The sequence below is a fragment of the Epilithonimonas sp. genome (assembly GCF_056329745.1).
Genome location: NZ_JBWEYV010000014.1, coordinates 1 through 20,783 on the forward strand (window position 1 = coordinate 1; position 20,783 = coordinate 20,783).

At 32.4% G+C, this 20,783-nt stretch carries 26 protein-coding genes; 11 read left to right on the forward strand and 15 right to left on the reverse strand.

The window, feature by feature from the left end; all coding sequences use genetic code 11:
* Window positions 1–307: 307 nt before the first annotated feature.
* The 8 genes from AC00Y6_RS10635 (at window position 308) to AC00Y6_RS10670 (ending at window position 7,028) form a co-directional block, all read left to right on the forward strand.
* Complete coding sequence (locus AC00Y6_RS10635) at window positions 308–1,549, forward strand: tyrosine-type recombinase/integrase (RefSeq protein WP_241280329.1); 1,242 nt, start codon at window positions 308–310, stop codon at window positions 1,547–1,549.
* 5 nt (window positions 1,550–1,554) lie between these two features.
* On the forward strand, window positions 1,555–2,427 hold the full coding sequence (locus tag AC00Y6_RS10640) for a hypothetical protein (RefSeq protein ID WP_474490592.1): 873 nt from the start codon (window positions 1,555–1,557) through the stop codon (window positions 2,425–2,427).
* Window positions 2,428–2,514: 87 nt separating this feature from the next.
* Window positions 2,515–2,793 (forward strand): helix-turn-helix domain-containing protein, encoded by a 279-nt coding sequence (locus AC00Y6_RS10645; RefSeq protein ID WP_434981063.1) that lies wholly within the window; start codon window positions 2,515–2,517, stop codon window positions 2,791–2,793.
* A 101-nt stretch (window positions 2,794–2,894) separates the two neighbouring features.
* On the forward strand, window positions 2,895–3,929 hold the full coding sequence (locus AC00Y6_RS10650; protein ID WP_474490593.1) for an AAA family ATPase: 1,035 nt from the start codon (window positions 2,895–2,897) through the stop codon (window positions 3,927–3,929).
* 282 nt (window positions 3,930–4,211) lie between these two features.
* Complete coding sequence (locus AC00Y6_RS10655; protein WP_474490594.1) at window positions 4,212–5,150, forward strand: DUF6371 domain-containing protein; 939 nt, start codon at window positions 4,212–4,214, stop codon at window positions 5,148–5,150.
* Between the two features lie 132 nt (window positions 5,151–5,282).
* Window positions 5,283–5,585: a plasmid mobilization protein gene (locus tag AC00Y6_RS10660; RefSeq protein ID WP_474490595.1), complete on the forward strand. Its 303-nt coding sequence runs from the start codon at window positions 5,283–5,285 to the stop codon at window positions 5,583–5,585.
* Window positions 5,586–5,588: 3 nt separating this feature from the next.
* The gene (locus AC00Y6_RS10665; protein ID WP_474490596.1) at window positions 5,589–6,533 is read left to right on the forward strand and encodes a relaxase/mobilization nuclease domain-containing protein; all 945 of its coding nucleotides are present in this window, start codon (window positions 5,589–5,591) and stop codon (window positions 6,531–6,533) included.
* 9 nt (window positions 6,534–6,542) lie between these two features.
* Complete coding sequence (locus tag AC00Y6_RS10670; RefSeq protein ID WP_474490597.1) at window positions 6,543–7,028, forward strand: hypothetical protein; 486 nt, start codon at window positions 6,543–6,545, stop codon at window positions 7,026–7,028.
* A gap of 8 nt (window positions 7,029–7,036) precedes the next feature.
* Here AC00Y6_RS10670 and AC00Y6_RS10675 read toward each other — a convergent pair whose 3' ends face one another.
* The 15 genes from AC00Y6_RS10675 to AC00Y6_RS10745 all read right to left on the reverse strand — a co-directional run bounded on the left by AC00Y6_RS10675 (window position 7,037) and on the right by AC00Y6_RS10745 (window position 15,912).
* Window positions 7,037–7,351: a helix-turn-helix domain-containing protein gene (locus AC00Y6_RS10675; RefSeq protein WP_474490598.1), complete on the reverse strand. Its 315-nt coding sequence runs from the start codon at window positions 7,349–7,351 to the stop codon at window positions 7,037–7,039.
* Complete coding sequence (locus tag AC00Y6_RS10680) at window positions 7,332–7,547, reverse strand: hypothetical protein (protein ID WP_474490599.1); 216 nt, start codon at window positions 7,545–7,547, stop codon at window positions 7,332–7,334. The genes AC00Y6_RS10675 and AC00Y6_RS10680 overlap by 20 nt, the downstream gene beginning before the upstream one ends.
* Before the next feature lie 11 nt (window positions 7,548–7,558).
* Window positions 7,559–7,801 (reverse strand): hypothetical protein, encoded by a 243-nt coding sequence (locus tag AC00Y6_RS10685; protein ID WP_474490600.1) that lies wholly within the window; start codon window positions 7,799–7,801, stop codon window positions 7,559–7,561.
* Window positions 7,802–7,806: 5 nt separating this feature from the next.
* Window positions 7,807–8,064, reverse strand: a complete 258-nt coding sequence (locus AC00Y6_RS10690) for a hypothetical protein (protein WP_474490601.1) — start codon at window positions 8,062–8,064, stop codon at window positions 7,807–7,809.
* Window positions 8,061–8,465, reverse strand: a complete 405-nt coding sequence (locus AC00Y6_RS10695; protein WP_476589241.1) for a transposase — start codon at window positions 8,463–8,465, stop codon at window positions 8,061–8,063. The genes AC00Y6_RS10690 and AC00Y6_RS10695 overlap by 4 nt, the downstream gene beginning before the upstream one ends.
* Window positions 8,466–8,503: 38 nt before the next feature.
* Window positions 8,504–9,160: a hypothetical protein gene (locus AC00Y6_RS10700; protein WP_474490603.1), complete on the reverse strand. Its 657-nt coding sequence runs from the start codon at window positions 9,158–9,160 to the stop codon at window positions 8,504–8,506.
* An 11-nt stretch (window positions 9,161–9,171) separates the two neighbouring features.
* Window positions 9,172–9,834, reverse strand: coding sequence for a hypothetical protein (locus tag AC00Y6_RS10705; RefSeq protein WP_474490604.1), 663 nt, complete (start codon window positions 9,832–9,834; stop codon window positions 9,172–9,174).
* On the reverse strand, window positions 9,821–10,492 hold the full coding sequence (locus tag AC00Y6_RS10710; protein ID WP_474490605.1) for a hypothetical protein: 672 nt from the start codon (window positions 10,490–10,492) through the stop codon (window positions 9,821–9,823). Before AC00Y6_RS10710 ends, AC00Y6_RS10705 begins: the two co-directional genes overlap by 14 nt.
* A 103-nt stretch (window positions 10,493–10,595) precedes the next feature.
* Window positions 10,596–11,249 carry a hypothetical protein gene (locus AC00Y6_RS10715; protein WP_474490606.1) on the reverse strand — a complete coding sequence of 218 codons (654 nt, stop codon included), beginning with the start codon at window positions 11,247–11,249 and terminating at the stop codon, window positions 10,596–10,598.
* Window positions 11,250–11,251: 2 nt separating this feature from the next.
* Window positions 11,252–11,890: a hypothetical protein gene (locus tag AC00Y6_RS10720; RefSeq protein WP_474490607.1), complete on the reverse strand. Its 639-nt coding sequence runs from the start codon at window positions 11,888–11,890 to the stop codon at window positions 11,252–11,254.
* A 58-nt stretch (window positions 11,891–11,948) separates the two neighbouring features.
* The gene (locus AC00Y6_RS10725; RefSeq protein WP_474490608.1) at window positions 11,949–12,554 is read right to left on the reverse strand and encodes a hypothetical protein; all 606 of its coding nucleotides are present in this window, start codon (window positions 12,552–12,554) and stop codon (window positions 11,949–11,951) included.
* 128 nt (window positions 12,555–12,682) lie between these two features.
* Window positions 12,683–13,123, reverse strand: coding sequence for a helix-turn-helix domain-containing protein (locus AC00Y6_RS10730; protein WP_474490609.1), 441 nt, complete (start codon window positions 13,121–13,123; stop codon window positions 12,683–12,685).
* Window positions 13,124–13,711: 588 nt separating this feature from the next.
* The gene (locus tag AC00Y6_RS10735) at window positions 13,712–14,668 is read right to left on the reverse strand and encodes a helix-turn-helix domain-containing protein (RefSeq protein ID WP_474490610.1); all 957 of its coding nucleotides are present in this window, start codon (window positions 14,666–14,668) and stop codon (window positions 13,712–13,714) included.
* 380 nt (window positions 14,669–15,048) lie between these two features.
* A complete protein-coding gene (locus AC00Y6_RS10740; protein WP_476589242.1) occupies window positions 15,049–15,576 on the reverse strand; it encodes a hypothetical protein in 528 nt (175 codons plus the stop codon).
* A gap of 24 nt (window positions 15,577–15,600) precedes the next feature.
* The gene (locus AC00Y6_RS10745) at window positions 15,601–15,912 is read right to left on the reverse strand and encodes a hypothetical protein (RefSeq protein ID WP_474490612.1); all 312 of its coding nucleotides are present in this window, start codon (window positions 15,910–15,912) and stop codon (window positions 15,601–15,603) included.
* 288 nt (window positions 15,913–16,200) lie between these two features.
* Here AC00Y6_RS10745 and AC00Y6_RS10750 point away from each other — a divergent pair, with 288 nt between their 5' ends.
* The 3 genes from AC00Y6_RS10750 to AC00Y6_RS10760 all read left to right on the forward strand — a co-directional run bounded on the left by AC00Y6_RS10750 (window position 16,201) and on the right by AC00Y6_RS10760 (window position 20,772).
* Window positions 16,201–16,947, forward strand: a complete 747-nt coding sequence (locus tag AC00Y6_RS10750) for a metallophosphoesterase (RefSeq protein ID WP_474490613.1) — start codon at window positions 16,201–16,203, stop codon at window positions 16,945–16,947.
* A gap of 130 nt (window positions 16,948–17,077) precedes the next feature.
* On the forward strand, window positions 17,078–17,683 hold the full coding sequence (locus tag AC00Y6_RS10755; protein WP_476589243.1) for a DUF6088 family protein: 606 nt from the start codon (window positions 17,078–17,080) through the stop codon (window positions 17,681–17,683).
* 62 nt (window positions 17,684–17,745) lie between these two features.
* Entirely contained in the window at window positions 17,746–20,772 is a 3,027-nt protein-coding gene (locus tag AC00Y6_RS10760; protein ID WP_474490615.1) for an Eco57I restriction-modification methylase domain-containing protein, read from the forward strand.
* Window positions 20,773–20,783: the final 11 nt, after the last annotated feature.

Genomic DNA, 20,783 nt, shown 5'->3' on the forward strand with positions numbered 1-20,783 from the left:
CAGGTCGTGTTCTGAACCTTGATGGATATTTTGCAGGTGGTAGGTTTTGAACCTTGACTGGAAACATTCAAATTCTAAATAAAAAAATAGGATTTTGAAAAAAACCCTATTTTAGTCCCTAATAACTGTAACTGATTGATATACAGTGTAAATTGCAGAGAGGAAGGGAAATGAACCTTGATATTTCTATTATATCTAATTTCCAATAATATCACTATTTATCAATTAATTACCTATTTTTGTATAAATGAATATAGGTAATTTTTATATTCATTTATAAAATTAGTAGCACCTAAATTAGCACCCAATGAATTTCACATTCAAATTAAAAGAACCAAATTCAGATAAAGAAACGCTCATTTACTTTAGGGCATATTTCGGAACTGAAAGAAAAAATTTCATTTACTCTACTGGTGAAAAAATCAAACCTTCGGAGTGGGATTTAAAAAATAGGCAACCCAATGATTTAAACGGAAGAACAATGAAGGCTGAAAATCATAGAACAATAAAAAAGCAACTAGATAGATATAGCTCTTACTTTGTCGAAATTGTAAATAGGTATAAAAATATTAATGAAGAACTTACTATTGATGTTGTAAGACAAAGATTTGACGAAAAATTTAAGAAAATAAAAATTAAAGATGATTTTTTTAGACTTTATGAGGAATTTATAGAAGAAAAATCAAATGATTACACCGGAAAAGGGATTTCTAAATCAACTAAAACAAGATACACTTTCAACAAAAATTTACTATTTGAGTTTCAGAATTACTACAAGATAAAGATAAGTTTAGGGAACTTTAATGAAAAAATGTATAATAAATTTTTAAAATACAGTGTAGAAATCAAAGATCACTCAGCAAATACCGTTCACAGAGATGTAGGATTATTAAAAACATTTCTTTATTGGGCATTGAATAAAAAATACACTTTCAATAATGAGTTTATAAATTTCAAAAAGCCACCAAAATTTCAAACAGATGAAATTGCTTTAAATATGGAACAGGTGACAAAAATTTATGAACATGATTTTTCGCAAAATAAAAGATTAGAAAGGGTTAGAGATTTATTTGTAGTGGGTTGTACTACAGGAATGCGTTTTGGAAACTATAGTAGAATTTCTAAAAATGATATTCAAGATGATTTTATTAGAGTTACAGATTTGAAAAGTAAATCAAAGAAATTAGCAATTCCTTTAAATTCAATATCTAAAGAAATCTTAGAAAAATATGATTACGATTTGCCAAAGATTACAAATCAAAAAATGAACAAATATATCAAAGAGGTTTTTCAATTATTAGAATTTGATGATGAAATAAAAAAAACCATGAAGTATGGCGATGAATTAATTGAAAACAGCACAGAATTTTGGAAAAGAATATCTTCACATACAGCAAGAAGAAGCTTCATTACCATTATGAAGAATAAACGTGTTCCTGATAAAGTCATCATGTCATATACGGGTCATACGAGCCTTGAAGTCTTTAATGCATATTATCGTCCAAGTGAAGAAGATAAAGTGAATTATATGAATGAAGTTTTTAAATAACCAATATGATGAAAAAAAATATTTACCCAGCTTATAATCCAGCCTCTGAGCTTATAGCAATTCCCTTTATTATTAATAATGTTATAAGAAGAAAAACAATCAAAGCAAGATTAAATGAAGTTATTGAATCAGCTAAAAAAGAAACACTAAACGGAACATTAACAGAACAAGAGAAATATGTAAAACAAATTGATTATGATGATTTAGATGATTTTTTTGCGAATCATTTTAAAGCTTTGGAAAATTCAAAGGCTCATTCTTTTGATGATAAAATTGACTATTGTTTAGACAAGTATGCAAAAGAAGCTAAAAGTCTTTTATCCGCAACTAATACTGTAGTTTTAGAAGAAAATTTTCTGAAAGGAGCTAAGAAAACTCTTGGCTTGTATTTTTTGTTAGAAAAACATGATATTGAAAGTGATAGATTTGGAAATTGTTTAAACGAAATTCAAAACATTGAAATAACTCCTAGCACAATTGAAATTAATAAAACTTTGCCAAATCTATGTCAATCGATAAAGTTCAAAAAATTATTTATTAATGAGATTTTGTTTAATAAGATTAATCCTTTTAAATTGAAAGAATATAACATATTTTATAAAAAAACAACGGAAGGACTGGAGTTTACCGATAGATCTGTTTCGGATTTATCGCTATTATTAATAATATTAGATGATAAAAAAATAATTAAACTTCCAACTTTAAAATACATAAATGAGATACTCCTAGAAGTAATTGGTAAGGAAGTATCTACAACAACCTTTTCAGAGTGCAAAAAAAAATATTTATATCCACAAATAAAAGATCCTTCAATCTTTGATCTAGATGCTATCAAAAATATCAATATTTTCATATCAGAATATCTTACTAAAATATAGTTATTGATGAATCCAGTATGAAATCCACTGGATCCACCAGATTTTATTAAAAATCAGCTATAAACTTGCATAAAAATATCAAAGTTTATGCAAGCACCTAATCCATTTCAACCCATCATGGATGGAATTGATGAGTTAAAAGAACTCCTTCATTCCATTAAAAAAGAACCAGATCTAGAATTAAAACAAAAATTCTACTCCTTCAAAGAAGCATCGGCAATTCTAAAAGTTGATTATCAAACTGTACGTTCTCATGTGTTAAAGGGAAATATTAAAGCGGAACAAATTGGTAGATTTTACAGAATCAACCATCTTGATTTAATGGAAGCCCTTAAAGATGTAAAATCCTTAAAATACAAAAGATAAAGCACTACAATTACGAGTTGTAGTGCTTTGTATTTTATTATTTCTAACAGTTGAAATATGGAGCAAATATAGTCCATATTTCTGAAAAATCCTTTACAAAGATGGACGAAAACAGATTAAAACTAACCGATCTATTCAAAGATCAGTTCAATGAAACGATATATAAACAAGAGCAACATCAAACAATTCTTATGGATTTATTGGCAAACGAATGGATAGAACGGGCAAAAAAGCTTCCTGATCCTAAACCTCTTTTCGGCAATATCTGGCATCAAGGAGAAGTTGCTTTCCTTTTTTCAAATACAGGAAAAGGGAAATCTATATTAGGGGTTCAGTTGGCAGAGTGCATTGCTTCAGGTGTTAATATTCTGAATATGGAGACCACTCAGCAAAGAACCATTCTTTTTGATTTCGAGCTGTCATCGAAATCCTTCCAAAGAAGATATACGAATGAAAATAACATCTCTCATATTTTCAGCAATTATTTTATTCGGGTAGAGATAGACCGGAATAAATCGCTTCAATCAGAGGAAAAGTCATTCGAAGAATTAATAATTGAATCTATTACCTATCACATAGAAAAATCTAAAGCCGAAGTTATTATCATAGACAATGTTACATTCTTATCAGCTACGAACGAAAAAAGTAAAGAGGCATTAGCCTTAATGAAACTTATTTTAGATCTATCTAGAAAGAGAAATATTGCTGTTTTGCTTATAGCTCATACTCCCAAAAGAGATATTTACAAACCGATACAATTGGAAGATTTAGCAGGCTCTAAGGCTTTGTCCAATTTTACAGATGTCTGTTTTTGTATTGGTGAATCCATCAAAGGAAGTCACATTCGCTATATCAAACAATTAAAAAATAGAAATTATCCTATTCATTTTGACGAAAATAATGTGATAGAATGTGAATTGCTAAAAGAAAATACTTTTTTGAAATTCAATTTTGTGGACTTTACAACTGAGGAAGAGCATTTGAAGAAACCCGCTGAAACTTCTGATGATAGGATTCAAGAGATAATTGAGCTAAAAAATGAAGGGAAATCTAATGTTGAAATCGGTAGAATTTTAGGGGTCAGTGAATCTGCAGTGAGAAGGCGACTTAATAAATTTCAAAATAGAATACAGTAAACTCCGACGAATTGCGACGAGACTATTATTTATATTAACTTTTTGATATTCAATTTATTATGTTATAAATTTTAACATGTTCGTCTCGTCGCCGGATTATATAAGTAATTGCTCGTCGGTAGGCGACGAATGTTTTCCGGGACATTTTAGCGACGAGACGAATTGAGATAGTTTTTAAACAGAAATTGACTAAAAACATTTGATTATCAATATTTTATAAATGATATTTTTTAAAATTTAACTCGTCGATCCTCGTCGCTAAACCATAATAAATTATACAAAATGGCAAATTTCAGATTTTCCCTTCAGAAATACAATGGATCACAAACCAGGTTCATTTGTCCGAATTGTGGCAGAAAGGAATTTGTGAGATACATTGATAATGAATCCGGAGAATATTTGGATGATTATGTAGGCAGATGCAATCGGATAGAGCAATGCGGCTATCATTTATCGCCCAGACAATACTTTGAAAGTAAAGGCGAAAAAGTACAGTATTTTTCATCAGACAGAATCCCAAATAAACCAAGAGACACCTCATTTGTTTATGAAAATTTGCTTTTAGAATCTCTACATTCTGACATTCAATCGAGTAATCTTTATAGTTTTTTCACTAAATATTTTGAAGAAGGAAAAGTAGAAAGAACATTCAGGAAGTATTTGGTTGGAGTTTCCAACAAATGGCAAAACGCAACCATTTTCTGGCAGGTTGATCAAGAGATGAAAGTTCGAGCGGGGAAAATAATGCAATACAATCCTGAAACAGGACGACGAGACAAAAAGAAATTTTTTTGGATTAAAAACCAAACAGAAAACACAGAAATGAGACAATCCTTTTTCGGATTACACTTAATAAACTATTTCAAGAATTGCAAAATTGGAATTGTTGAATCTGAAAAAACGGCGATGCTTTGCGATTTGTTCTTTGATGAGAAAATAATCTGGTTGGCTACGGGAGGATTGGAAGGAATTAATGAAAGAAAACTAAAAGATTTGAAAGATCGAGAGTTGATTTTATTTCCCGATTTAAGTAATCAAAAATCAAATAATAGTGCTTATGCGAAATGGAAAACGAAAGCAGAAATACTTGGCAAAAAACTAAAAATGAACATTAAAATCAACAATTATTTAGAGAAGTTTTCATCTGACTTTGATAAAGAAAAGCAGTTGGATCTTGGAGATTTTATTATCAGTGAGGTTAGATGTCGGAAAGCCTTATAACGCTGCGAAATATCGAGATGTGCCAAATGGGCCACAAACCATACCGGATTTGCATCGCATTGGGCATCTCGCTTTTGTCTCCCGAAGGTCGCAAAAGGGGAAAATTTCTTCACAATTTAATTTTAAAAAAATATGAAAAAGACACAAATGCTAAAATTTAGGATAACACCTCTGGAAAGCAAAATTATTAGAATGAAAGCAGAAAATTCCGGACTTAGCCTATCCGAATTTCTGAGACGTACAGCTCTTGATCTGGAAATAAAAAACAAGCTTACAGAAGATGAGATAATCTGTTACAAAAATCTCTCTAAATATTCAGACAACTTCCGTAGAATTTCCAATTTATTTAAACAGGGAGATGTTACAGGAATGAAATATGAAACCATGGAAACATCAAGACTGATCCGCGAACATTTGGAAAAATTAAAAAAGTAGGAAATGATAGGGAAAGCAAAATCCTGTATTGGAGGTTATTCATTGTTCCATTATGTAATCGATCCGGGTAAGGGATATGAATTGGAAAGGAATAATCTCTGTGGCGAAACACCTTTGGAAGTTATGCAGGAAATGAAAATCCTGCAGGATTTCAACCAAAGGGCGACCAATAAACTTATTTCGATGGTGCTTTCTCCCCATGTTGAAGACGGAGAGAAACTGACTAAAAAGCAACTGCGAGAATTGCTAAGCCAATTTTTTGATGAAATGAATATACACGCTCGAGATAACCAATATCTTGCATTTGTACATACGGAAAAACGCCACAGACACATCCATATTCTTTTGAACCGCGTGAAAGAAGATTCAAACCTAATTCCGGATCATCATATTGGAAAACAAGCTCAATGGGCAGCGCACCGTGTGGCGGAAAAAAACGGACTTATATCTGCCAAACAAATGAGGATTGATAAAATTAAAGCAACAGAAAAAATACACATGGGTTCGCAAAAAATCAGAAAAGATATTTACAGAAAACATCTTTTGGTAATAGCCAAAAACCCCGGAACAATGGAAAAATATCTTTCAGAGATGAGAAAACTTGGGATTTCATTTATCCCAAGCATTAACAGGCAGGGGCAATTGCAAGGTTTCCGGATTCGGGATTTGGAAACCCAAACCGAGATGAAAGCCAGTGATGTTCACCGGAAAATGAGTCTGAAAGGTTTAATAAATGCTGGTTTGTATTTTGAAAACCACAATCATCTCAGTACAACAATGAACAATGAAAAAGAGAACAAAAATATCTTTCATTCCTTAGAAAATTATTCTAATGAACAGAAAACCAAAGAGCAAAAATCTGTACTGGACATTTTGCTCCAACCTTCCTACTCGATGGCAGAACCGGATAACGATCCGCTTAAAAAGAGAAGAAAAAAACGAAGATAATCTAAGCAAATGACAAAGAATTTAAAATTACAGGATGTTTTAATGGTATTTATAAAGGAACTTGAAACCGTTAAAACCAAATTAGGAACTGATGAAAAAATTATTTCTGCGACCAACCAAAAACTTGAAGAAATTAAAAATACCGAAGTGAAAGTGGATTCCTCTTCTTTGGAAGCTATTCTTCAAAGGAATGAAAAGACATTTAAAAAATATGAAGAAGCCTTGAAAAATCTCTCCATTGACCATGAAAAGAAGATTAAAGCCGCTTCTAAAAAAGCCAATCAATATGAGTTGTATTTTTATTCAGCACTGGCTTTTCTTTTCAGTTTATCCTCTGTTTTTCTGGCTTATGGTCTAAATCAACATCATCAAAAAAAAGAGGCAGAAAGAAAAATGGAATTTTATTTCAAAGAAGCTGCTTCACGCAATGATTTTTTGAAAGAAAATAATCTCAAGCAAAAGTATAAAGAATGGAAACTTAAAGAAGCGAAATAGAGAAAGAGCTAAACAAATATCCTTTTCCACTTGGTAATCGTATTCCTGCTGATCCCGAAATGTTTGGAAAGTTCGGAATTGTTTAGATGGTGTTTTTTCTGAAAATCCAGTATTTTTAATATGTCTGATTTTGTATAGGAGCGATGTTTTTGGTTGGCAGATTTGTTTTCGGTGCCGAAGATTTTTTGGTTGATTTTTAGAATATCAATAGCAGATAAGTGTTCTTTTTCCAATAAAGGAAGGCGTTTTCCCCGTTTCTCCGGATATTTGGAGGAGATGATATCCTTGAAAATTTGCTGATAATTAATACCCGAGTTTTGCATAGGTTTTCTTGATTTTTATTTGATACACAATATTATCTTTAAAACGTACCAGCAGATAGTACTTCTTTCCGATCCAATTGGTTTTGAGGTGATACGTCCAAATTTCTGCGTGGTAATAATTGAATTCTGAACCCAAATTATCAATTACAAACGACTTGTCTTTCCCTATCAAATACAGGTAATCTGAAAGTTTCATTTTGTTCTGATTTAATAGATATATTCTCGGATTTTGTTGCCCAGCAGATAATCGGTTATTTGAATGTCGTAAACTTCTTCTCCTGCAAAGAACAGAATCATTTCACGGTAGAAAATCCAGTTTCGGATCAGTTCATATTTCCAGACATCAAAACCGGAATGGTAACTACCATAGTCCATGTACTGCAATACTTGGGTTTTTGTTTTTCCTTTTAATGCAGATCCCAAAATGGATGGTTTTTGCGGACGCTTCATTGCTGCTAAAATTTTACGGATGAGATTTTAAATGGTGGATTTTCGCTTTTGCTGAAAAATATATTGTGCTGAGGAATTCCCATAATATACTCTGTAATCACGATATCATCGACTTTTCCATTTTTAAAAAAGAAACAGATTTCATCTTTAAAAATTAGGAATCTCCTCTTGCTATAAAACCATAGATTTTCGTCTGAAATAGTTTGTGGATTTCCCCATTCAGTAAGAATCTGGCTTTTGCTGCTGCCGAAATATTTTTTCAAATAGTTTTGGAGTTTCTGTATTTGCTTATCCATTTGTACAAAGTGGTTTTGGGAATACCATATTTTTCAATAACTTGTATTTTTGTCATTTGTTCAGTTTCTATCTGTTCCAAAACAAAATTGATAATTTCTTTGGTATAGATGTTTTTCCGGAATTGCGGTGAAGATGATTTTTTGCTTTTAGTACTTTTTACTCCTGCTGATGGAGGAGCGTACAGGATTAGGTGTTGTGTATAAATCCGGAAAAAATCATAATCCAAAATTTTACTCCAATTTAGGAGGATTTCTGTATCCATACTTTTTTGAGAAAACATTGTTTTAATTTCTTCTTCCGTGCATTTAAAGAAATTACAGAGGCGGGACATTTCTATCCCGCTTTCTGTAACTCTCTCTTCAATCATTTGTCCTATGTGGATGTTTTTGAAATTCGACACCTTATTTAGAATTTTTCACAGGTGATTGCATAAGAATAAGTTAATTGGTTTGTAGAAGGATCAGTATAGTTTTTTCTCACCCTTGCAATTACTTTATAATAATTTTCCACGTTTGGATATGTTATATAATATTCTCCCAATTGTGACTCACTTAAAGAGCCTAAATTTTGAAAAGTATTATAATTTGTAGTTGTAAAATTTAAACTCTGAGAAACAGAATAATTAGCATAATCTACAACCTGAGATCTCAATATATAATAATATATTATTGCATTATCCGGATTATTTAACATAATTTGAGGATATCCTGAAGAAGAGAATCTAAAACTGAATCTTCCACATTTCATTGTTTGACTTGCATCTGCATCTGTGGATAGATATTTTAATTTCTGTGTTTCAATAATTTGAGATTCAATCTGGTTTTTAACATCTGTTCTTGAGGCGGATTCTATATTTCCGCTCTCATCCGATACTAAAATTCTGTTATATTGATTATCAGTACTTTTATCCTGTAAAGTTCTAATTTTTAGATTGCCATTGATGTCTAAATCTTTTGTAGGCGTAGGAGTATTGATTCCAACTTTATCCGATACCTGAGCGTGTATATTGGTAATATTAGAAATCAATAAAATCAGTGTTATATATAATGATTTGATTTTCATTTATTTAATATTTAGTCTATATTATAAAACCTTTCACAAACCGCAACATAGGTATTGGTTGTTGCTGTGTTTTTATTAACTGTAAAGGTTAATCGATAAAGATCACCAGAATTATTTTCGATGACATTAATTACATTTCGATTACCCTCGATGATAGCATCACCTGAAAAATTCGTTATGCTTGTATTAGGATCAAATGCAGCTAAATCTTGATATGAATAAGTTCCGTTTCCTCTTTTTTCTCTACCGAAATTAATTGTGTATGATTGAGTTGGATCAATAAATGCCCATCTATAACCATTTCCAACACTTATTTTAAAAATTCCGCATTTTGCCCATTTATCCGATTGTTCTGTCGATGTTGTTGCATTGTAAATGACTCTACCTACTTCAACTTGATTATCATCATTTTGAACCAAAGATTGCTTTCTAACAAAATCTACATTTCCTGTTGAATTAGCAGTTACCAATTGATCAAAAGTGGAGTCGGATGTTTTGTCAGAATATTGCGTTACACGAACATCACCGTTTACATCCAAGGTTCTTTCTGGTGCTGAGATATTTATTCCTACATTTCCAGTTTGCCCAAGGCAGCTAACGGAAATTAAGAAAAGCATATATATAATATTTTTTTTCATAAGATTTTCTTGTATTTTTATTCTAATATTTTTCACAGGCAATTGCCCATTTCCTCTGTGTTGTAGAACTTACTTTAACACGATAAAATGATACTTTATAAAGATCGACATCCTGAGGATAATTTATATAAAGAACATTATACTCCTGGTCTGCTATAAAAGATTGAGAATATCCACTTCCGACTGTGACATCAATATAATTATTGGCGGAAGTCATTATAAGCGGGGTAGGTGAAGCTTCATATTGAAATCCTATACCACCAATATCGAATTTTTGTACAAAATTGTCATACACATAAACATTATCAGTCGGCGCATCTGCCAATTTTACCCTTACATAAGCAGACGAATCATTAATTCTATATGAAAACATAAATTTTCCACATTTTACTGCATGGGTCTCATCAGGAAGCCCCGTTGGAGAAGTATAAGTGACATTGTATACATTTTTTCCTGTATTATTAATGCTTGTTGAAGGTAAAAGTTCACTTTTATTTATGTAATCAATATTTCCCGATGGATTTACAGCCAAAATTTTATTATAATCTGAATCGGTACCTTTTTCGGCTAAATTTCGTACTCGTAAACCTCCTTCAACATGTAAAATCCGTTGTGGATTGATCGTTTTGATTCCCACTTGTGCAAATAGATTTTGCAAAAATAATAGGAAAATAAATTTTAGTATTTTGTTCATATTTGTATTATTTGGTAAAATTCTCTGTTAACTTTTATGTGTTAACAGAGAAAATTTTTCAGCATTTGTGTTAATTGTGTTTTTTTAAAATTATATGTAGCAATTAATTAGTTCGATCATCGGCAGCGATATTATTTTTTCTAATAAAAAGTACGTCCACATAATATGATCTTTCTTGAACACCATTTAGATCACCAATAATTCTCCATGTTCCATTAGCTTGTCCTTTCATCGACCATAAATGTTGTGCCCCATTTGAATACATATTCGCAACAGCATTAATCCAATACACTTCATAGCTTACACTCGATAAAATAGCCTCCCATTTGCTCACTGACATACCTGTGTTAAACCCAGAACTTCCTGAAGGCCAGTCTCCAATAGAGAATCTTTTGATAACAAACATAGCTTTAGAGTCATCATTAGTGTTAAATGATAAAGAAGTATTATTTGGAACTAAATCAGCTTTGTCCGTTTTTCCAATCACATTGTAGTTTGTATTATTAACTACTGGAAATTGTGCGTTAAATGTTTGAGTTGGACTATTACCTGAATTCGTATTGATTCCCGTTGTATAAATAGAATTAGACTCTCCGTCATTAGGTAGTTTTCTGATTCTTAACGTTCCTTTGATATCAATAATTTCAGTTGGAGTATCTGTATTAACGCCGACATGTCCTTCATAAGGACTCTGTGAAAATGCATTGATTCCTAAGAAAAATAATTGAAAAACAATTATATGCTTAATATTCTTCATAATTATTGGTTTCTAGAGTCAGCAGCAACTACGTTTGATTTTATAAACAAAATGTCTACATATCCTTTCTCGGTAACATTTACAATATCTCCTACAATTTTCCATGTACCACCAGCATCCCCCTTTAATCTATAATTGAAATAATTATTAAGCAAAAACTGAGAACCAACTGGTGCTGATGTAATAGTCCACATTATATTGGAAATTATTCCTTGCCAATCATTAACATTAATCCCGGTATCAAAACCTGTAGAATTGTTATAAGAACCTGTAGGTCCTCCTATAGTATCTTCTAAGTAAAAACGTTTCACCATAAACATAGCAGAGGATCCATTTGTAGTGTTAAATCCAGAAGTTGTATTGTTTGGAACAAGTTCCGCATAAGTAGTTTGACCTAATACACCATAAGAATTTGTAACTATTGGACGTCCTGCTGTAAATGTTTGTGATGGGGTACTTGTACTTGAGTTAGTACCTGTGGTTGAAATTGCATTAGTGTCACCATCATTAGGTAGACTTCTTATTCTGGTAGTTCCGTTAACATCAAATGTTTCTGTTGGAGTTGACACATTAACTCCGACTTGCGAAAATATTGTAGTTGATATAAACAATGATGCAAATACTATAATATTTTTATTCATTTCTTAATTTTATATATTGTTATTTAAGTCTTTTAAATTTGTTATGGGTGTTTTGAGATTAGGAAATTGGTGGAGGTCTCACCCGATGATTGAATGAGATAATTTTATTATAACTATTTTCATTGTAAAATGTACTGTTTTTGAATGCCCCTGAATTTTGAATAGTTTTTTCTTCTTCATAGGGAATTATACCTTCGGTATGAAAAAAATAAGGTACGATACCTATTGTATTGCAATTTCCTGATAGAGAGATAAATGTCTTTTGGCTGCTGCTGTCAAGAAATTTGTAATCGGATTTTATTTTGCCGTCCGTAGTAATTCTACCGTATTTTTTTGTACCGGTCTTTTTGTCAAATACTTTTTTGGCAAGAGCTGATGGTTTTAGCTCGTCTGAATCGGGATTTTTACTTTTAATGATTACAACGTTACTGAGTGCTTCTGTATTTGTAACGAAGGTACTTTCTGAAAGATAAATTTTGGCGGGAATGCGATTTTCCGGTGTGGAAATAAATGCCTTATCAGATATGGATAATGCAGAGGAATCGGTAATATAGATTTGCGAAAATAAATTTTGAAAAAAAACAAAAGTAAATACCTGCAATATCTTAGATGCAAGATTGAGGTATTTACTTCTGATAAAGCTTAAGGATAAACTTTTTTCCACTATTTGTGTTTTCTGTGGACAAAAGTATACCTCAGTTTAGTGATTTATGATTTCAGAATATCGGATATAAGTAATTCCCAATAATTTGAAACAATTGATAATTGTAATTGTTTAATTATCAGAAAGTATTAGTCTGATGTTTGTTTCCTGAAATCTCCGGGAGAAATCCCGTGTTTGTTTTTAAATGCTCTGTAAAATGTAACTTTGGAACTGAAACCGCTATTTATAGCGATGGTTTCGATGTCCGTTTGGGTTTTTGTAAGAAGAGTCTCGGCATATTCCAAGCGTTGTTGGTTGACATATTGGGTAAAGTTGCAGTTTAGCTTTTCATTCATTACCTGACTAAGGGAATGTTTGGTCGTATTCAGCATATTTGCCATATCTTCCTGCTTTAGAGACGGATTAAGAAAATAACTTTTGTCCATCATTAATAATCTTTGTACCAAATCATTTGCGGTCTCAGTGTTAAGAGAAGATTTGCTGTATTTGGATGAATTCTTCGGAGTATTCTGCTCATTATTAAGGTGGAGTATGTTCTTCTGCTCAGGATTTTCTTTGGCTGTGAGCAAATCGGTAATTTGTTTTAAATAGAGATAGCTATAAGTGGATATAAATAAAGCATTATATCCCAAAAACCAAAACGACACACTTGAATCTAAAGGAAAAATATTTAAGAAAAAATCAAAGTTTAGTATGATTCCGGAAGAAACTAATATAATGTGTAATGTTGATTTTGTACTGTTTTCAATATTCGTTTTTAGATGAGATATAAGTTCTATTAAAAGGGAAATAATTAAGAATATACTGTTAATAAGCAAAATGTATGGTGTTGTTAGCAAGAAAAATACAACAATTTCTATAACTGCAAAAAGCGGTATCAAAAAGAACATATTCCAGATATACCACTTTGCAGGGATATTGAGCTCTTTAAAAAATGGATTTGATGAAAAGATATATGTTAAAACTATTAAGAGGAGAAGCCAGTTCTCTTGATAAACGTAAAACAGTATTAATAGGACACTGTTTACCAGCATAGTCGTTATATAAACAATATTTTTGTTCCTGTTTCCAACTGTTTTAAGAACAATTGTCAATCCCAGAATGATTGCCGATAAAGTGATAATTAGCGTCAGAAATTGTATAATGTATGTTTCCATTTAATTTTGTTTGATACATTGATCCTGATACCTTTTGGGAGTCGTGCCTACAAATGTTTTAAAGTATTTTATAAAAACAGGAATAGAGGTGAAACCACACTGCAAAGCAATATAATCCATTGTGTAATCCGGTTCGGTTTCCAGCAATTTCTTTGCATACAATATTCTGTAATAAGCGATGAGTTTGTAATAATTCATGTTCATACCTGAATTCATCAGGAACGAAAGTCTTTTCCGTTCAATACCTGTATGGTGAGACAGATCATCGATCGAAAAATAATGGTTAAGATAAAGATTGCTGGTTCTAAAAAAATTCCTTATTGTCTCAATGTCTAACTGGTCGTTTTCGGTCAAAATAATATCATTTTCTGTTTCCGTATTGCTGTCATCTTTAATAATATTGGCGGAAATGGTACTTATTAGGACAACTAGTACAGCAATCAGGTATAATGGATATGCAAAGCCTGAGATATTTTCTTCTTCTCTTTCTTTATAGTAACCATAAAATCCTAAAGGAATGTAATATAATGCTGCTGCCAAAAGAATAAAAGCAAGAAGATTTCTGATAAAATTAATTTTCTTGTAATCAATATTTCTTTTTTTAATGATTGGGATCTTGAAAAACATAATCATTAAAGTCAATTCATAGAAACCTATTAATATACACATTTCGTAAAAACCGATGTAGTCCGTGGCTACTAAAACTACACTTAGGAATAAAAAAATGATAAACATTAACAGCCCATTCATAAAAGCAATGGTTGTCCATAATTTGGTTTTCGTCAATAAAATATAGTAAGTAACCACAGACAGCAGGAATCCTAAAGTACTTAGGTCGTATCCTATTAATAGAGAGGTAATGTGACTTGCTAAAATTAATACGTAAATAATAATCCACCACTTTATTGGAAAATGGTTCATATAATGAAGGAAGTTTTTCAGCATTTTGTTTTTCATATAATTTCAGGCAAAAATATCATTTCGTTTAAATTTTAATATTTCAATAAATTAACAATAATTTACTCCTAATAATTTGTTATTATTACAAAATGTTACTTTCAGGTTACCCCACAAAAAAAGGTGTGGATCAAATTGTAACATCAAGCAGAAGGTATCCCCATACCCGCATTCTTAATATACAAAAGTCCACACCAACTAATTGGTGTGTAGTCTGTATATTTCTAAGAATGCTTAAAAAAATGGGGAATTTTTCTGCTTAGAAATAAAACAAATTACTGTTTATTTACTCTTTTATTTTTTAAGATCTTTAAACATTTAACATAATCTTTTTAATCTCAATATAATCCGATGCAAGTGTCATTAGCGATAAGATGCTGCTACAACTTCACCTCTCCGGCCATCACAGCTTCCTGCAGATTGATTTCATATTTTTTCTTATCCAGGATAGCAGTAAGGATATAGCCGTCATCCGTCATTTCCCAATTCTGAATTTCCATTTTCTTGCCGGCGATTTTCTTGGCATCTTTGGAAATAGGCAAATCCTGAATTCTGTCCAAAGCATCAGCGCCATACTGCACGGCACTGGCTGTTCTCATCACTTTGTAGGCACCAGAAAGGGTTTTCAGATTTCCGGAACCTATTCCAACGGCAGCAGCTCCTGTTCCGGCAATATCAGCTACTTTTCCGAGTAACTTTGCATTCAGTCCCGATTTTTTCTGTTTCACAAAAACAAAATCTTTTCCTGCAGGTAAATACACCTGAATTTCTCCTCCTTTTTTCAGGGAAATTGAATCATTTACCACGAGTTCGGTTTGATTGTTTTGGATTGAGGTTACCGCCAATTGAGCAGAAACGCTTACGGATGCAGAAAGAAAAATACTTGCTGCGAGAAATAATTTTTTCATCATTATTAATGTTGGTTTAAATGTTTATCTTAATATTTGCACTCGGTCTTGAATGAGGTGATTGCCATACTTTACAGGCTCACCATCTAAAATAATCGCATCGGAATCAAGTTCTTGGTAGGTAAATGCACATTTTGATTTATTCTCTGATGCATCTTTCGGTATTTCCGAATTTTGCTTTAAATGATTGATAGATTCATTCTGTGTAACTTCTTCCTTTTCTTCTTTCTGCAACCCTGTTTTTTCATCAGTCCAAATGGCTCCGGACTGCATTTCTAAGTCAAGTTTGAGCATGGCTTTTGCCCATCTTTTTTCTGTGGAATCTTGATTTTCCATAATTTATAAAATTTGATTTGATGAAAGTCCAGTTCCGAAACTTCCGATTTAAAATAAGAAAGCGTGGAGCTGAAGCCAATCCGTTACAGAGGTACTGCGAAGAACCCTAACCCAGATAAAACTTACAGCCCACGCCATAAGATGACATGGGCGTAAGCCTATCGAATTTGGGTTTATAGAAGATTCGCAGTTTTCTGTAACCAATACGATAGCTTACGCTTTACGTTGATTTTTTATTTCTTAAGCAAAGATAATTATTACGGTTTAAACTTTAGTATTTTTGTTTCTATGAAAATTCAAATTATCAGTGATTTGCATCAAGAATTTGGAATGACCGATTTATCTTTCGACAATGCCGATGTTGTTGTAATTGCTGGTGATGTAAATTTAGGTACAAAAGGAGTTGAATGGATTAAAAAAAAGATACCAAACAAACTCGTCATTTATGTTTTAGGCAACCACGAATATTATAAGGGATCATATCCTAAAACTTTAAATAAAATAAGGGCTGAAGCTGAAAATACAAATGTTCATGTTTTAGAAAATGACTTTGTGGATATTGAGGATATTCGGTTTCATGGCTGTACGTTGTGGACAGATTTTTCCATTTTCGGAAATCCAATGGAATTTGGGATGTATTGTCAATCGAAAATGAACGACTACAAAATGATAAAGCGTGATCCATCTTATTTCAAAATGCGAACCCTTGATACTTTCAAAATCCATCAGGTTTCAAAGCAATGGTTGAAAGAAAGTTTGGAAAGCTCAAATCAGCCAAAAAACATTGTAGTAACCCATCATGCACCAAGTATTAATTCGGTTCCAGAAATTTACAAAAATGATCCTCTAACTTCTGCGTATGCTTCTAATATGGAATCATTTATTGAAGAGCATCAGCCTGAATATTGGATTCATGGGCATATTCATACACCAATGCGCTATCACATTGGCAAAACTGAAATCATTTGTAATCCTGTTGGTTATATTGATGAAGTATATAATGGATATGAGAAGGAATTGATTATTGAATTGTAATATTTTTCCATAAGCGTTTTTCAAATACAAGTATCTGATTATCGTTGAGTCTACCTTTTTCTTTAACAAAAAAAATTATCGATTGCATGACTCTATTTCGTCCCAAATTTTTGTTATATTTGGGACTGTTATGCGAATAAAAATAGAAGAAAATATTGCCGAACAAATTGATTCATTCAAAGGAGGATCGATATTCTTTGTTGAAGATTTTCTCGATTTTGGAAGCTCTGAAAGTGTAAAGAAAGCGCTTCTCCGACTTGAAGAAAAAAAGAAGATAAAAAGACTCTCTCACGGTATTTATTACAAACCTGAATTCAGCAAAATTATTGGAGAATTACTTCCGTCTATTGATGACGTTGCTCAAGCCATTGCGAGAAGAGATAAAGCAAGGATAATCCCCACCGGAGTGTATGCTGAAAATATTTTGGGACTTACGACACAAGTTCCGATGAATCCTGTTTTTTTGACCGACGGTGCAGCAAGAGCCGTAATAATTGGTAATAGAAAAATTAATTTTAAGAAAACGGTTCCAAAAAATTTAGCGACAAAAGGCAAAATTTCAACCTTAGTAATACAGGCACTAAAGCAAATAAAAAAAGAGAATATTGATGAGCAATCATTGCATCTTATCTTACAGCAATTGAAAAAAGAATCAAATGAAAATATTCTTCATGATGCAAAACTTGCACCTGCTTGGATTAGAGTAATAATGCTAAAATCGATCGAAAATGAATAATCAATGGTTTTCCCTTTCCGAAAACACCATCCAAAAACTACTAAAGCAATAAAAACACAACCATGTTTCAAAAAACAGTCATTCACATATACCTGAAAACTCAGGATCAAAATACAATCACAGAAAAATGGAATCTTTTTCAGAAACATTTTCTCAACGCTGAAATTCAGGATAACATCAGACATTCCAAAGAGGAACAATATCAGGGCGAATTCCTGATTGATCTTTTTGTAAATGTATTGGGCTACACCAAAAATCCTACGCCCAATTTTAATATTACCACCGAATATAAAAACGTAAAAGACAGCAAAAAAGCCGACGGTGCCATCGTTATCGACGGTTCGGTAAAAGCAATTATTGAGCTGAAAGGTACCAATATCACCGATCTTTCTAAGATTGAGGATCAGGCATTTGGGTACAAAAACAATCAACCCGATTGCAAATACATCATTACTTCCAATTTCGAGAAACTGAGATTTTATATTGATAATGCCATCGAATATTTGGAATTTAATCTATTTGAATTGACCTTTGAGCAGTTCCAACTTCTTTATCTGTGTTTGGCTTTCGAGAATATTTCTGCGAATGTACCGGCCAAAATAAAAGCAGAATCCGTGAGTCAGGAAGATGCCATTACCAAAAAACTATACAAAGATTACTCGGTTTTTAAAAGAGAACTGTTTCAGAATTTAGTAGAACTCAATCTGGAATATGACGCATTGGAATTGTTCAAAAAATCCCAAAAACTTCTCGATCGGCTTTTGTTCTTATTCTTTGGTGAAGACCGTGGACTTCTTCCGCCCAACTCTGTCCGTATGATTTTGGAGCAATGGAACAAACTTAAGGATCTGGACGAATACACACCTTTGTACAATCGGTTGAGAAAATATTTCGGGTATCTTAATACCGGTTTTAAAGGCAAACAATACGATGTTTTTGCGTACAATGGCGGACTTTTCAAAGCAGATGAAATTTTGGACGAAGTAAAAATTGCAGACGAAATCCTTTACAAATACAGTTTAAAACTATCCGAATACGATTTTGCAAGCGAAGTAGATGTCAACATTCTCGGGCATATTTTTGAAAACTCACTGAATGAACTGGATGAAGTAAAAGCCCAACTGGAAGGTCAGGAAATCGATAGATCCAAAACCAAACGTAAGAAAGACGGTGTTTTTTACACCCCAAAATACATCACCAAATACATTGTAGAAAATACCGTTGGCAAACTTTGCGAAGAAAAAAAAACCGAAATCGGAGTTATCGAAGAAGAATATTTTACCGATAAAAAGAGACAACAGAGAACCAAACTTCATCTTTTGGAAAAATTAGATGAGTATAGAGCTTGGCTGCATCAATTAACCATTGTAGATCCGGCTTGCGGTTCGGGTGCATTTCTGAATGAAGCACTCAATTTCCTGATTTCAGAACATCAGTATGTAGATGAACTGGAAGCGAAACTTACAGGCTCTTCCATTGCGTTCACCTACCATTCTGAAAGTATTTTGGAGAACAATCTTTTTGGCGTGGATCTGAATGAAGAATCCGTAGAAATTGCCAAACTCTCGCTTTGGTTGCGCACCGCAGAACCGAACCGAAAACTCAACAGCTTGAACAACAACATCAAATGTGGAAACTCCTTGATCGACGATCCCGAAGTTGCCGGCGACAAAGCATTTAACTGGCAACAGGAATTTCCGCAGGTTTTTGCCAAAGGCGGTTTTGATGTGGTGATTGGGAATCCGCCTTATGGTGCGAAAGTATCTAAGAATGAAATTAGCTTTTTTGTGAACAAATATGTTAAAGGAGGATTAAATAAAGTTTTTTCAGATACTTATGTAGCGTTCTATATTTGGGGAGTTAGTTTCTTACTGAAGAAAGATGGAATTTTAGGATATATTGCACCAAATACGTGGAGGCTTGTAGGAAATGGTGTGAGCTTTAGAAAATTTATTACTTCGGAAAATTTTTTAATTTTAGAAATAGTTCAGCATACGGAAAAGGTTTTTGCAGATGCCACGGTTGATGTTGATTCATTAATTATTCAAAATTCTATTTCGTCCGATACAGCTCATACCAAGATTACCATTGGAAATCTGAATAATGGTTTTGAGACTCATCAAATTCCACAAGTAACATTAGCAAAGCAAGAGTATATTAATCTTTTTATAACTAGTGAGATTTATGAGTTAAAAAGTAAAATTGAAAATAATTCTCAATTAGTAAAAGATTTATTTGAAGTGAGAAACGGTGTAAAACCTTATGAAGTAGGAAAGGGGAAACCAGCGCAAACAAAAGAAATTTTAGATTTGAAACCTTATACTTCGGAATTTAAAATCGATGATTCCTTTTCTCCTTTAATTGGTGGTAGTTCTTTTAATAAGTATCAACTTTTATGGAATAATGATTATTGGATTAAATATGGAGAGTGGTTAGCTGCTCCAAGAAATATAGATATTTTTGAGGCCAAAGAAAAGTTGATTTTTAGACAAACCTCTGATAAAATAATTGGTATGTACATTACTGATGGTTTTGTAATGAGAGATAATACCCATATTTTGTTAAAAAAGAATACTATTGAAATTGATTTAAAATTTGCCTTGGCGATTTTAAATTCAAAACTTTTAAACTATTATTATCAATTAATAAATCCTGAAAAGGGTGAAGCATTAGCACAAGTTAAATTATTTCATTTAGCTAATTTACCTATTAAAAATATATCTTTAAAATTTCAACAGCCCTTCATCGAAAAAGCTGACCAAATGCTTACGCTCAACAAAGAATTGCAGGAGATCTCGGGTAAGTTTCAACGCAATTTGCAACGAGAGTTTTCTTTGGAGAAACTCAGCAAAAAGTTAGAATCTTGGTTTGATCTTTCCTATGATGATTTCCTAAAAGAACTCAAAAAACTAAAAGTAGAACTCACGCTTTCCCAAAAAGCAGAATGGGAAGACTATTTCTTACAAGAAAAAACAAAGGCATTAGACTGCCAGTCCAACATCCAATCCACCGACAAAGAAATCGACCAAATGGTGTATGAGCTTTATGGGTTGACAGAAGAGGAGATTGAGGTTGTGGAGAAGGGTTGAAGTTTATAAAA

What these genes read in the sequence shown, in the direction of transcription:
- AC00Y6_RS10665 (WP_474490596.1), top strand. Translation starts at nt 5,589, where the DNA reads ATGATAGGGAAAGCAAAATCCTGTATTGGAGGTTATTCATTGTTCCAT.
- AC00Y6_RS10640 (WP_474490592.1), top strand. Translation starts at nt 1,555, where the DNA reads ATGATGAAAAAAAATATTTACCCAGCTTATAATCCAGCCTCTGAGCTT.
- AC00Y6_RS10685 (WP_474490600.1), bottom strand. Translation starts at nt 7,801, where the DNA reads ATGAAGCGTCCGCAAAAACCATCCATTTTGGGATCTGCATTAAAAGGA.
- AC00Y6_RS10710 (WP_474490605.1), bottom strand. Translation starts at nt 10,492, where the DNA reads ATGAACAAAATACTAAAATTTATTTTCCTATTATTTTTGCAAAATCTA.
- AC00Y6_RS10695 (WP_476589241.1), bottom strand. Translation starts at nt 8,465, where the DNA reads ATGATTGAAGAGAGAGTTACAGAAAGCGGGATAGAAATGTCCCGCCTC.
- AC00Y6_RS10645 (WP_434981063.1), top strand. Translation starts at nt 2,515, where the DNA reads ATGCAAGCACCTAATCCATTTCAACCCATCATGGATGGAATTGATGAG.
- AC00Y6_RS10700 (WP_474490603.1), bottom strand. Translation starts at nt 9,160, where the DNA reads ATGAAAATCAAATCATTATATATAACACTGATTTTATTGATTTCTAAT.
- AC00Y6_RS10675 (WP_474490598.1), bottom strand. Translation starts at nt 7,351, where the DNA reads ATGCAAAACTCGGGTATTAATTATCAGCAAATTTTCAAGGATATCATC.
- AC00Y6_RS10655 (WP_474490594.1), top strand. Translation starts at nt 4,212, where the DNA reads ATGGCAAATTTCAGATTTTCCCTTCAGAAATACAATGGATCACAAACC.
- AC00Y6_RS10745 (WP_474490612.1), bottom strand. Translation starts at nt 15,912, where the DNA reads ATGGAAAATCAAGATTCCACAGAAAAAAGATGGGCAAAAGCCATGCTC.
- AC00Y6_RS10715 (WP_474490606.1), bottom strand. Translation starts at nt 11,249, where the DNA reads ATGAAGAATATTAAGCATATAATTGTTTTTCAATTATTTTTCTTAGGA.
- AC00Y6_RS10740 (WP_476589242.1), bottom strand. Translation starts at nt 15,576, where the DNA reads ATGAAAAAATTATTTCTCGCAGCAAGTATTTTTCTTTCTGCATCCGTA.
- AC00Y6_RS10760 (WP_474490615.1), top strand. Translation starts at nt 17,746, where the DNA reads ATGTTTCAAAAAACAGTCATTCACATATACCTGAAAACTCAGGATCAA.
- AC00Y6_RS10670 (WP_474490597.1), top strand. Translation starts at nt 6,543, where the DNA reads ATGACAAAGAATTTAAAATTACAGGATGTTTTAATGGTATTTATAAAG.
- AC00Y6_RS10660 (WP_474490595.1), top strand. Translation starts at nt 5,283, where the DNA reads ATGAAAAAGACACAAATGCTAAAATTTAGGATAACACCTCTGGAAAGC.
- AC00Y6_RS10680 (WP_474490599.1), bottom strand. Translation starts at nt 7,547, where the DNA reads ATGAAACTTTCAGATTACCTGTATTTGATAGGGAAAGACAAGTCGTTT.
- AC00Y6_RS10735 (WP_474490610.1), bottom strand. Translation starts at nt 14,668, where the DNA reads ATGAAAAACAAAATGCTGAAAAACTTCCTTCATTATATGAACCATTTT.
- AC00Y6_RS10650 (WP_474490593.1), top strand. Translation starts at nt 2,895, where the DNA reads ATGGACGAAAACAGATTAAAACTAACCGATCTATTCAAAGATCAGTTC.
- AC00Y6_RS10720 (WP_474490607.1), bottom strand. Translation starts at nt 11,890, where the DNA reads ATGAATAAAAATATTATAGTATTTGCATCATTGTTTATATCAACTACA.
- AC00Y6_RS10750 (WP_474490613.1), top strand. Translation starts at nt 16,201, where the DNA reads ATGAAAATTCAAATTATCAGTGATTTGCATCAAGAATTTGGAATGACC.
- AC00Y6_RS10635 (WP_241280329.1), top strand. Translation starts at nt 308, where the DNA reads ATGAATTTCACATTCAAATTAAAAGAACCAAATTCAGATAAAGAAACG.
- AC00Y6_RS10755 (WP_476589243.1), top strand. Translation starts at nt 17,078, where the DNA reads ATGCGAATAAAAATAGAAGAAAATATTGCCGAACAAATTGATTCATTC.